An 11,695-nucleotide genomic window follows, 5' to 3' on the forward strand; every position below is an offset into this window, starting at 1 on the left:
CCCGGGGCCGGTCCACCTTCTGGTCACGCCATCTGCTGCGAGCGCAGGGTCTCGGCGAAGGCGGACAGCGACATTGTGCCCAAATCTTCGCCGGAACGCGTACGCACCGCCACGGCGCCGTTCTCCTTCTCGCGGTCCCCGACCACCAGCAGGTACGGCACCCGCTGCAGCGTGTGCTCGCGGATCTTAAAGCCGATCTTCTCGTTGCGCAAATCGGCCTCGACCCTGAATCCTTGATTCACAAGGGTTTTTTGCACTTCGGCCACGTATTCAGCCTGGGCGTCGGTGATGTTGGCCACCACCGCCTGGACCGGGGCCAGCCAGGCCGGGAACGACCCGGCGTGGTGCTCGATCAGGATCCCGATGAAGCGCTCCATCGAGCCGACGATCGCGCGGTGCAGCATCACCGGGTGCCGGCGCTGGCTGTTCTCGTCCACGTACTCGGCGCCCAGGCGCCCGGGCATCATGAAATCGACCTGCATCGTGCCCAGCTGCCAGGTGCGGCCGATCGCGTCCTTGAGGTGGTACTCGATCTTCGGGCCGTAAAAGGCGCCCTCGCCCGGCAGCTCCTTCCACTCCACGCCCGAGGCGCGCAGGGCCGAGCGCAGGGCCTCCTCGGCCTTGTCCCAGGTGGCATCGTCGCCCAGGCGCGAGTCGGGGCGCAGCGCGATCTTGATCTGGATGCTCTCACCGGACGCGATGTCGAAGCCGAAGTCGGCGTAGACCTTCAGCGCCTGCTCGTGGAAGGCGCGGACCTCGCCCTCGACCTGGTCCTCGGTGCAGAACACGTGGCCGTCGTCCTGGGTGAAGCCGCGCACGCGCAGGATGCCGTGCAGGGCGCCGGAGGGCTCGTTGCGGTGGCAGCTGCCGAACTCGCCGTAGCGGATCGGCAGGTCGCGGTAGCTGTGCAGGCCCTGGTTGAACACCTGGACGTGGCCCGGGCAGTTCATCGGCTTGACCGCGTAGGTGCGCTTCTCCGACTCGGTGAAGAACATGTTGTCCTTGTAGTTGTCCCAGTGGCCGGACTTCTGCCACAAAGACACGTCCAGGATCTGCGGGCAGCGCACCTCGCCGTAGCCGGTCTGGCGGTAGACCTTGCGCATGTACTGCTCGACCACCTGCCACACCGACCAGCCCTTGGGATGCCAGAACACCAGGCCCGGGGCCTCCTCCTGCAGGTGGAACAGGTTCTGCTGCTTGCCGATCCGGCGGTGGTCGCGCTTCTCGGCCTCCTCGATCCGCTGGATGTAGGCCTTGAGCTGCTTCTCGTCGGCCCAGGCGGTGCCGTAGATGCGCTGCAGCTGCTCGTTCTTGGCGTCGCCGCGCCAGTAGGCGCCGGAGATGCGGGTGAGCTTGAACGCCTTGAGGAAGCGGGTGTTCGGCACGTGCGGGCCGCGGCACATGTCCACGTATTCCTGGTGGTGGTACAGGCCCATGGCCGTGACCTCCGGGCCCATGTCATCGATCAGGCGCAGCTTGTAGTCCTCGCCGCGGGCCTTGAACACCTCCACCACCTCGGCGCGCGGGGTCACCTTCTTGACCACGTCGTAGTCCTGGGCGATCAGCTCGCGCATGCGCGCCTCGATCGCGGCCAGGTCCTCCGGGGTGAACGGGCGCTCGTTGTAGATGTCGTAGTAGAAGCCTTCGGCGATCACCGGGCCGATCACCATCTTCGCGTCCGGGTACAGCTGCTTGACCGCGTGGCCGACCAGGTGGGCGCAGGAGTGGCGGATGATCTCCACCCCCTCCTCGTCCTTGGGGGTGATGATGCGCAGGCTCGCGTCGTGGTCGATGAGGTCGCCGGCGTCGACCAGGCGGCCGTCGACCTGGCCGGCGACGGTGGCCTTGGCCAGGCCGGCGCCGATCGACTGGGCGACCTGCAGCGGGGAAACGGGGGCGTCGAACTCGCGGCGGCTGCCGTCGGGGAGCGTGATCGTGATCATGGGAAGGCTTCGGCTATCGATGCACCGGACCGGAGCCGGCGCTGTTGCATTGGAAAGTCCGCACATGGATGTGCGGGCTCTTGTTCAGGGACGAACGCATCCGGGCAAAAAGAAAGCGCCCTGAGGCGCCTGCGGATGAGCGGGGCCTCGGCGGCGTTCAGCGGTGGGCGGTGGTAGTGCTCATGTCGCACGCTCGGCCGGCGTTGCCGCGGGCCACCCTGTCGTTCCGGCGCGCCGGCCCGGTGCCGGCGGCGATGCGGCGATTCTAGCCCAGGCCGCGGCCGATGGCGTAAACCGCCGGGAACGGCGTGGCATGATGCCGGCGGTACCGCGTGGATCCGGCCCGAGGGGGACCGGCATGATCATCAAGGGCAAGGCCACCTCGCTCGACATCGCCCACCTGGCCGGGGTCTCCCAGCCGACGGTGTCGCGTGCCCTGCGCGGCAGCCCCTCGGTCAATCCGGAGACCCGGAAGAAGATCCTGGCCATCGCCCGCGAGCTGAACTACAAGGTCGACAAGAACGCCTCCAACCTGCGCGCCCAGCAGTCCGGGACCCTGGCCCTGCTGTTCTTCGAGGACCCGACCCCGGACGACTCGCTGATCAATCCGTTCTTCCACTCGATGCTGGGCTCGATCACCCGCGCCTGCGCCCGCCGCGGCTTCGACCTGCTGGTCTCGTTCCAGCAGCTGTCGACCAACTGGCACGCCGACTTCGAGGACAGCCACAAGGCCGACGGCATCATCCTGCTCGGCTACGGCGACTACCTGGAGGCCGAGTCCAAGCTGCAGCAGCTGGTCGCCCAGGGCACCCACTTCGTGCGCTGGGGCGCGGCCCTGCCGGGCGAGCCGGGGGTGTCGATCGGCTGCGACAACTTCCAGGGCGGGCAGGACGTCGGCGCCCACCTGCTGGCCCGCGGGCGCAGGAAGATCGCCTTCCTCGGCCACGCCTCCGACCACTACCCCGAATTCTTCGAGCGCTGGCGCGGCTATGCCGGCGCCCTGCGCAAGGCCCGGCTGAAGCCGGACCCGGCCCTGCAGGTCGACGCCATCACCACCGAGCAGGCCGGCTACGAGGCCGCGCAGGCCCTGCTGGCGCGCGGCCGCCCGTTCGACGCGGTGTTCGCGGCCAGCGACCTGATCGCCCTGGGGGCGATGAAGGCCTTGCGCGAGGCCGGCCTGCGCATCCCCGAGGACGTGGCGGTGGCCGGCTTCGACGACATCGCCCTGGCCAGCTTCACCCAGCCGGGGCTGTCCACCGTGCAGCAGGACACCCGCCTGGCCGGCGAGGTGCTGGTGGACAGCCTGATCGGCCTGATCCGCGGCGAACCGGTGGAAAGCCGCAAGCTGCCGGCGAAGCTGGTGCCGCGCGGGTCGACCGGGGCGGGTTGAGATCCCTGCGCGGCGCCTTGTAGGAGCCGGTCAATCCGCCATCAGCTCCGCCAGCCGCGCGCGCAGGTCGGCGCGGGTCAGCGGCGCGTCGAAGAACAGCACCCGCACGCCGTGCGCCGGCACCTCGGCGCGCAGGCGCCTGCCGACCTCGACCTTCTCGCCGCTGAAGCCGTCGCGCCAGGTCCCGGCCTGCAGGTACCTGGACACCTTCAGCGTGCGTGCCCGGTCGCCCTTGTTGAGCAGCACCAGCGCGGTCTGCGCGGTGTCGCCGTGCTGGTAGACGCGGTAGAACGCGGCGGTGTCGCCGGCCAGGCGCAGGTTGAACTGCAGGCCGCGCTGCAGGGCTGGAGACTCGCGGCGCAGGGTCGCGATCCGCTTCAGCGCCTGGAAGATCGGGCTGGCCGGCGCCGCGTCGATCCGCGCCTGGCCGAAGTAGGCGCGATTGCCCGCATGCTCGACATGGCCGCGCATGAAGCCGACCTCCGAGCCGTAGTAGACCACCGGGATGCCGCGCGCGGTGAACAGCCAGTTGTGGGCGTCGATGAAGCCGTTGTCGTCGGCCGGGTCCAGCCGGCGCATGTCGTGGTTGTCGTAGAAGGTCGCCAGGTCGTAGGGATTGGCGTAGGGACCGTCCTCCAGGTACAGCGCGCTGTCCATGCGCTGGAAGCCGGCGCGCTTGCGCCCGAACACCGCGACCATCGCCTCCTTCATCGGGAAGTCGAGCACGCTGATCCCGCCGTTCTCCGGCAGCGTGTACGGGGCGATGTGGCTGGCCTCGTTGTCGAAGGCCTCGCCGAACATGTACATGCCCGGATGCTCGGCCCGCACCCGGTCGGCGAACGCCTTCCAGAACGCGAACGGCTGGTGGCGGATGGTGTCGATCCGCAAGGCGTCCACGCCCTGCCCGATCCACTTCAGGTAGGCGCTCACCAGGTAGTCCATCACCTCCGGGTTGTCGGCGTTGAGGTCGGACAGCTCGGCCAGTTCCGGGGCGGTGTTGTAGAAGCGGTGCAGCGGGTTGTGGACCGGGTCCAGCTGCGAGGGATGCAGGTTCTGGTGGTCGGCCACCAGCTTTCCGTCGGCGTCGAACAGCTGGCCGAACTGCGGCTGCGCCACCGGCATGCTGAAGGCCGGCGAACCATGGTTGCCGACCACGTCGAGGATGGTCTTCAGGCCGTGCGCCTTCAGGCCCCGGTTCAGCGCGGCGAAGTCCAGGCCGGGGCTGGGCAGGTGCTCGTCCAGGCGGTGAAAGTTGATCGCCCAGTAGCCGTGGTAGCCGGTCTTGCCGCGGTCGGTGTTGAAACCGGTGCAGGTGATCTCCTTGCCGCCGGTGAAAGCCTGGTCCGGGTTGTCCACGATCGGGCTGGTCCACACCGCGGTGAAGCCCAGGTCGCGGATGTAGCCGGCGTTGTCGAGCAGGCCGCGGAAATCGCCGCCCAGGTAGCCGACGTTGCCGACCGTCCCGTCGCACGGCGGCAAGGGCACGTCGAAGGTACGGTGCTCGCCGCCCTGGTCGCGGTGGTCGTTGCCCGGGTCGCCGTTGACGAAGCGATCGGTGAGGACGAAGTAGACCGCCTCCTGCGCGAACGGCTCCAGGGTGCCGTGGAATTCCTCGGCCGCCGCCGCGGGCAAGCCGCTGCCGGCCAGTGCCAGGCCTGCAGCCAGCGCGCCCAGGCGCGCGCGGATCATCGTCGCGCTCATGCCCGCACCTCCTGCCCGCCCTGGCGCGGCACCGCGAGCATGGCGACCGCCGCCAGCAGCAGGCTCAGCCCGCCCAGGCCCAGCGCCCACAGTGGCTGGCCGCCGAACAGGAACCGCAGCAGGAAGCCGAGCAGGCTGGCCGCCACCAGCTGCGGGATGACGATGAAGAAGTTGAACAGGCCCATGTAGGTTCCCATCTTGGTGGCAGGAAGGCAGTCGGACAGCATCACGTAGGGCAGCGACAGGATCGAGGCCCAGGCGAAGCCCACTCCGGCCATCGACAGCAGCAGCCAGTGCGGGTCGCGGACCAGCAGGAACGAGAGGAAGCCGGCCGCGCCCAGGCACAGGTTGAGGCCATGGCTGGCGCGCACGCCCAGGGTGCGCACCATCCACGGGATCGCCACCGCCGCCACCGCCGCGAAGCCGTTGTAGGCGGCGAACAGCACCCCGACCCAGTTGGCGCCCTCGTTGTAGGCGTCCGAGGTCGGGTCCTGGCTGCCGAAGTGGACGCCGGTCACCGCCGCGGTGGTGTAGATCCACATCGCGAACAGGGCGAACCAGGAGAAGAACTGGACCACCGCCAGCCGGCGCATGGCCAGCGGCATCGCCCGCAGGTCGGCGACGATCGTCGGCAGCATGCCTCCGGGCCGCAACGCGCGCGCCAGCAGCAGCAGCGCGCCGTAGCCGGCGAGCATGCCGGCCAGCACGTACAGCATCCGGTCCCAGCCGCGCGCGGCGATCAGCGCCGCCAGGGCTACGCCGGCCAACAGCCAGGCCACGGCGGCCATCGCCGGGGCGGGCGCCCGCGGCGCGACCGCGACCGCGCCGCCATGCCGCGCCAGCAACTCCGGCGGATACTCGCGGCTGCGCAGCACGGTCCAGCCGATCGCGCCGAACAGCACCGCGCCGCCGAGGTAGAACGCATAGCGCACCGTGTCCGGCACCTCGCCGGGACCGGCGGTGTTGGCGACCCCGGCCTTGGCCAGCAGCCACGGCAAAAGGCTGGCCACGACCGAGCCGACGCCGATGAAGAAGCTCTGCATCGCGAACCCGGCCGGCCTCTGCGCCGGCGGCAGCTGGTCGCCGACGAAGGCGCGGAACGGCTCCATCGAGATGTTGATCGAGGCGTCCAGGATCCACAGCGTGCCGGCCGCGATCCACAGCGCCGGCGAATTCGGCATCACGAACAGCGCCAGGGTCGCCAGGATCGCGCCGGCAAGGAAGTACGGCCGGCGCCGGCCCAGACGGGTCCAGGTGCGGTCGGAGAAGTAGCCGACCACCGGCTGCACCAGCAGGCCGGTCAGCGGCGCGGCGATCCAGAGCCCGGGCACCTGGTCGATGTCGGCGCCCAGGGTCTGGAAGATGCGGCTGACGTTGGCGTTCTGCAGGGCCAGCCCGAACTGGATGCCCAGGAAGCCGAAGCACATGTTCCAGATCTGCCAGAACGACAGGCGCGGTTTGCTTTCCATCGAGCGGTTCCCCCCTCCGGGAATCGTGGATGCGATGCGGCGCCGGCGATGGGACTGCAATGCCGGCGCGGTTCGCGGCCATGGTAGAGGCGTGCCGCAGCACGCGCACGGCCGCTGCATACGTATTCATGCGTCCCGCCCGGCCGGATGGCATGCATCGCGTGGAATAGTGACGGGCCGCTCCGGGACACGTGCCAGCGGAGCATCGACGAAGGCCTGGGAGGGCACGATGCGACATCGGACAGGCGGCGGCGACAGCCGTCGCGAATCAGGCCGCGCCGCCAAGGCATTGCGGTGCTGGCTGGCGGCCGTGCTGCTGCCGGCCTGCAACGCGGCCGCGGCACAGCCTTCCACCCTGCCGGCCGCGGCCTGTGACGCACCCACGCATGCCACGGTCCTGGCCGCCGATCCGCAGGCGCCCTCCGAGGCCCGCGCGCTGTGGCTGGACCGGCGCACTTTGCGCTGGCCGGGCGCCGCGCCTGGATCGCGCTACCGCCTGTACCACGCGCCCGCCGGCGGCATCGTCGCCCTGCCCGGCCGGCGCGTGACCGGCGCGGCCGGCGCGATCGCCCTGCGGCCTGCCGCCGAGCCCGGCGCGGACGTGCGCCGCCGCTTCGCCTGGGCCGGCGACGGCGCCACCCTGGCGCTCGACGCCGGCGACGCCACCCTGCGCGAACTGCATCGCCAGGCCCAGGTGCTGGTCGAGGAGGACCCGGCCGGCCGGGTATTGCACGCGACCGCGCTGCAGTCCCCGGGCGCGCTGGACGACCTGTACGCCGCCGCGGCCGATGCGCCGGGCCTGGGTGCGCATCCCTCGCCCGCCGGCACCGCTTTCGGCCTGTGGGCGCCGACCGCGCGCCAGGTCTCGGTCTGCATATATCCCGACGACAAGCGGGCGGCCACGCAGAGGCTGCCGGCGCGCTTCGATCCGGCCACCGGGCTGTGGTCGGTGCACACGGCGGACGATCTGCGCGGCCGCTACTACACCTGGCTGGTAGACGTGCATGTCCGCGGCACCGGCCTGGTCCGCAACCGCGTGACCGATCCGTACTCGGTCGGCCTGGGCACCGATTCGCGGCGCGGCTGGATCGCCGACCTGGAAGATCCGGCGCTGAAACCCGCCGGCTGGGACACCGCGCCGCGCCCGCCGGCGCTGGCCGCGCAGACCGACATGTCGGTGTACGAACTGCACGTGCGCGACTTCTCCCTCGGCGACGCCACGGTGCCGCCGGCGCACCGCGGCCGCTACCTGGCCTTCACCGACGCCGGCAGCGCCGGCATGGCCCACCTGCGCGCGCTGGCGCAGGCCGGGCTGAGCGACGTCCACCTGCTGCCGGTGTACGACTTCGCCAGCGTGCCCGAGCGCGGCTGCGCCACGCCACAGGTGCCCGCCGCCGCGCCGGACAGCCCGGCGCAGCAGGCCGCGGTCATGGCCGATGCCCCGCGCGACTGCTTCAACTGGGGCTACGACCCGTTCCACTTCAATGCGCCCGAGGGCAGCTACGCCAGCGACCCGGGCGACGGCGCGGCGCGGATCCGCGAGTTCCGGGCGATGGTCATGGGCCTGCACGCGCTGGGCCTGCGGGTGGGCATGGACGTGGTCTACAACCATACCTACGCCGCCGGCCAGGACGAAACGTCGGTGCTGGACCGGATCGTGCCCGGCTACTACCACCGCCTGGATGCGGTCGGGAACGTCGAGCGCAGCACCTGCGGCGGCTGTGGCAACACCGCCACCGAGCACCCGATGATGGCGCGGCTGATGATCGACTCCGCCGAGTCGTGGGTGCGCCACTACCGGATCGACTCGTTCCGCTTCGACCTGATGGGCCACCAGCCGCGCGCGGCGATGGAGGCCCTGCAGCGGCGGGTGGACGCCGCCGCCGGCCGCCGGGTGCCGCTGATCGGCGAGGGCTGGAACTTCGGCGAGGTCGCCGACGGCGCGCGCTTCGTCCAGGCCGCGCAGCTGTCGCTGGCCGGCAGCGGGATCGGCAGCTTCAGCGACCGCGCCCGCGACGCCCTGCGCGGTGGCGCGGGCGACGGCCGCGACAAGGTCGCCCGCCAGGGCTGGCTCAACGGCCTGGGCTACGCGCCCAACGCCGAAACCGCCGGCGACGATCCGGACGCAGCCCGCAAGGCGCTCCTGCACGCCGCGGACCTGGTCCGCGCCGGCCTGGCCGGCACCCTGCGCGACTACGTGCTGGCCACTGCCGACGGGATCGTCGCGCCGCTGCACGCGCTGGACTACAACGGCCAGCCGGCCGGCTACGCGGCCGCACCGGGCGAAGTCGTCAACTACGTCGAGAACCACGACAACGAGACGCTCTACGACCTCAATGCCTACCGGCTGCCGCTGGACACTTCGAGCGAAGACCGCGCCCGGGTGCAGTTGCTGGGCATGGCCACCACCGCGCTGAGCCAGGGCGTGGCCTACTTCCACGCCGGCATCGACACCCTGCGTTCGAAGTCGATGGACCGCAACAGCTTCGACTCCGGCGACTGGTTCAACCGCCTGGACTGGAGCTACCGCGACAACTTCTTCGGCACCGGCCTGCCGCCGGCCGGCGGCAACCAGGCGGCCTGGCCTTGGATCGCGCCGCGCCTGGCCGATTCCGCGTTGCGGCCGGCGCCGGCCGACATCGCCTTCGCCCGCGACGGCCTGCGCGACCTTCTTCGGATCCGCGCCAGCTCGAGCCTGTTCCGGCTACGCACGGCCGACGAGGTCTCCGCCCGCCTGAGCTTCCCGAACAGCGGTGCGGGGCAGAATCCGCTGGTGATCGCCGGCCACCTCGACGGCCATGGCCATCCGGGCGCCGGCTTCGGCGAGGTCCTCTACCTGCTCAACGCCTCGCCGCAGGCGCAGGTGCTGGAGCTGCCGTCCGAGCGCGGCAAGCACTACGTGCTGCACCCGGTCCACCTGTCCCCCGCCGCGGCCGACCGCCGTCCGCGCCAGCAGGCCCGTTTCGATCCCGCCCGCGGCCGCTTCAGCGTGCCGCCGCGCACCGTCCTCGTCTACGTCCTGGAGTGAATGCCGCCATGCGCGACCGACGCCTCACCGCCTTGCCCGCCCGTCATGCCCGCGCCGACCGCACGCCGTCGCGTCGCCCGCGGACGTGGCACCTGTCCGCACTGACGGCGCTTCTGGCCTTCGCCACCGCCCTGCCCGCCACGGCCGCGACCCTGGCCCGGATCGCCTCGCCCGGCGACGTCCTCACCGTGACCCTGGAATCGCAGCACGAGGACCGCCTCGCCTACCGGGTGGAGCGCAAGGGCACGCCGGTGATCGCACCGTCGCGGCTGGGCTTCGTGCTCGGCGACGGCCGCCTCGAGCGCAACCTGGAACTGGTCGGCCAGTCCAGCCGCAGCGTCGACCAGACCTGGGAACAGCCCTGGGGCGAGCGCCGGCTGACCCGCAACCGCTACAACGAACTGCGCGCCCGCTTCGCCGAGAAGCCGGTGGATGCGCGCCATCCGGGCCGCCGCATCGACCTGGTGTTCCGGGTCTACGACGACGGCATCGGCTTCCGCTACGAGTTCCCCGAACAGGCGGCGAAGGAGGTGCGGATCCGCCAGGAGCTGACCGAGTTCGCCCTGGCCGACGCCGCGCGCACCACCGCCTGGTGGATCCCGGCGTTCGAGTGGAACCGCGAGGAATACCTGTATTCGCGCACGCCCCTGCAGCAGATCGGCACCGCGCAGACGCCGCTGACCCTGCGCACCGGCGACGGCCTGCACGTGTCGATCCACGAGGCCGCGCTGGTCGACTACGCCGGCATGAACCTGGCCCGCGGGGACGGCGACGTGCTGCGCGCCGCGCTCACGCCGGGCAACGACCATTCCGCCCCAGTGGTCCGCGCCACCCCGTTCACCACGCCCTGGCGCACGATCCAGGTCGGCGAGCGCGCCGGCGACCTGGCGCAGTCCAGCCTGATCCTCAACCTCAACGAGCCCAACGCCATCGGCGACGTGAGCTGGTTCACGCCGGCCAAGTACGTCGGGGTGTGGTGGTCCCTGCACCTGGAGACCGAGACCTGGGGCACCGGGCCGAAGCACGGCGCGACCACGGCCAATACCCGGCGCTACATCGACTTCGCCGCCGCCAACGGCTTCCGCGGGGTGCTGGTCGAGGGCTGGAACCCGGGCTGGGACGGCAACTGGTTCGCCAACGGCTGGGGCTTCGACTTCACCCGGGCCACCCCGGACTTCGACCTGGAAGGCCTGGCAAAGTACGCCGCGGGCAAGGGCGTGCACCTGGTTGGCCACCACGAGACCGCCTGCGCGGTCAGCCACTACGAGCGCCAGCTGCCGGCCGCGCTCGACCTGTACGCGCGCAACGGCGTGGACGTGGTCAAGACCGGCTACGTCTGCGACGCCGGCGACATCCAGCGCCAGGATCGCGCCGGCGGCCCGGTCGTGCGCGAGTGGCACGAAGGCCAGTGGATGAGCAACCACCACCTGCGGGTGCTGGAGGCCGCGGCGAAGCGCCATGTCGCGGTCAACTCGCACGAGCCGATCAAGGACACCGGCCTGCGCCGCACGTACCCGAACTGGGTCTCGCGCGAGGGCGCGCGCGGCATGGAGTTCGCCGCCTGGGGCAATCCGCCCAACCCGCCGGAGCACGAGGCGACCCTGGTGTTCACCCGGATGCTGGCCGGGCCGATGGACTTCACCCCGGGCATCGTCAGCCTGAAGGGTCGCAACGGCCAGCTCCTGCGCAGCACCCTGGCCAAGCAGCTGGCGCTGTACGTGGTCCTGTACAGCCCGATCCAGATGGTGGCCGACCTGCCCGAGCACTATGCCGAACATCCGGACGCGTTCCGTTTCATCCAGGACGTGGCGGTGGACTGGGAGGAAAGCGTGGTGGTCGATGGCGAGGTCGGCGAGTACGCGACCATCGCGCGCAAGGTCCGTGGCGGCGACGCGTGGTTCCTGGGCAGCGTCGGCGACGACCGCCCGCGCAGCCTGCGCACGCCGCTGTCCTTCCTCGAGCCGGGGCGCCGCTACCGCGCCGAGATCTACCGCGACGGTGCGGGTGCGGACTGGGAGAAGAATCCGTTCGCCTTCGTCCGCGAGACCCGGGAGGTCGGCCGCGACGACGTGCTGACCCTGGAGCTGGGGCGCGGCGGCGGCCAGGCGATCCGCTTCGTGCCGCTCTGAAGCCGGGTTGCGAAAGACGCTGGATCCCCGCCTGC

Annotated in this window: 6 protein-coding genes; 3 read left to right on the forward strand and 3 right to left on the reverse strand. The window is 71.1% G+C overall.

The genetic code is table 11. The features are described from left to right. Nucleotides 1–23 precede the first annotated feature (23 nt). Nucleotides 24–1,943 carry a threonine--tRNA ligase gene (thrS, locus tag CSC62_RS10695; RefSeq protein WP_162406171.1) on the reverse strand — a complete coding sequence of 640 codons (1,920 nt, stop codon included), beginning with the start codon at nucleotides 1,941–1,943 and terminating at the stop codon, nucleotides 24–26. A 358-nt stretch (nucleotides 1,944–2,301) separates the two neighbouring features. On the opposite strand from thrS, the gene CSC62_RS10700 reads away from it, so the two are divergent. After that, the gene (locus tag CSC62_RS10700) at nucleotides 2,302–3,333 is read left to right on the forward strand and encodes a LacI family DNA-binding transcriptional regulator (protein WP_162406172.1); all 1,032 of its coding nucleotides are present in this window, start codon (nucleotides 2,302–2,304) and stop codon (nucleotides 3,331–3,333) included. A 30-nt stretch (nucleotides 3,334–3,363) separates the two neighbouring features. On the opposite strand, the gene CSC62_RS10705 is transcribed toward CSC62_RS10700, so the two are convergent. Together CSC62_RS10705 and CSC62_RS10710 are read right to left on the reverse strand one after the other, a co-directional pair. Next, entirely contained in the window at nucleotides 3,364–5,034 is a 1,671-nt protein-coding gene (locus CSC62_RS10705; RefSeq protein WP_425502016.1) for an alpha-amylase family glycosyl hydrolase, read from the reverse strand. Then, nucleotides 5,031–6,503 (reverse strand): MFS transporter, encoded by a 1,473-nt coding sequence (locus CSC62_RS10710; RefSeq protein ID WP_162406173.1) that lies wholly within the window; start codon nucleotides 6,501–6,503, stop codon nucleotides 5,031–5,033. Before CSC62_RS10710 ends, CSC62_RS10705 begins: the two co-directional genes overlap by 4 nt. Before the next feature lie 229 nt (nucleotides 6,504–6,732). Between CSC62_RS10710 and CSC62_RS10715 the strand changes: the two genes are divergently transcribed. After that, a complete protein-coding gene (locus tag CSC62_RS10715; protein WP_162406174.1) occupies nucleotides 6,733–9,531 on the forward strand; it encodes an alpha-1,6-glucosidase domain-containing protein in 2,799 nt (932 codons plus the stop codon). Nucleotides 9,532–9,539: 8 nt separating this feature from the next. Beyond that, nucleotides 9,540–11,660 (forward strand): glycoside hydrolase family 97 protein, encoded by a 2,121-nt coding sequence (locus tag CSC62_RS10720; protein ID WP_162406175.1) that lies wholly within the window; start codon nucleotides 9,540–9,542, stop codon nucleotides 11,658–11,660. The last annotated feature ends 35 nt before the right edge of the window (nucleotides 11,661–11,695 follow it).

The organism is Pseudoxanthomonas jiangsuensis (assembly GCF_010093185.1).
Taxonomy (GTDB): Bacteria; Pseudomonadota; Gammaproteobacteria; order Xanthomonadales; family Xanthomonadaceae; genus Pseudoxanthomonas; species Pseudoxanthomonas jiangsuensis.

Coding starts and splice junctions, on each gene's coding strand:
- CSC62_RS10705 (WP_425502016.1), bottom strand. CDS start 5,034: ATGAGCGCGACGATGATCCGCGCGCGCCTGGGCGCGCTGGCTGCAGGC.
- CSC62_RS10715 (WP_162406174.1), top strand. CDS start 6,733: ATGCGACATCGGACAGGCGGCGGCGACAGCCGTCGCGAATCAGGCCGC.
- thrS (WP_162406171.1), bottom strand. CDS start 1,943: ATGATCACGATCACGCTCCCCGACGGCAGCCGCCGCGAGTTCGACGCC.
- CSC62_RS10720 (WP_162406175.1), top strand. CDS start 9,540: ATGCGCGACCGACGCCTCACCGCCTTGCCCGCCCGTCATGCCCGCGCC.
- CSC62_RS10700 (WP_162406172.1), top strand. CDS start 2,302: ATGATCATCAAGGGCAAGGCCACCTCGCTCGACATCGCCCACCTGGCC.
- CSC62_RS10710 (WP_162406173.1), bottom strand. CDS start 6,503: ATGGAAAGCAAACCGCGCCTGTCGTTCTGGCAGATCTGGAACATGTGC.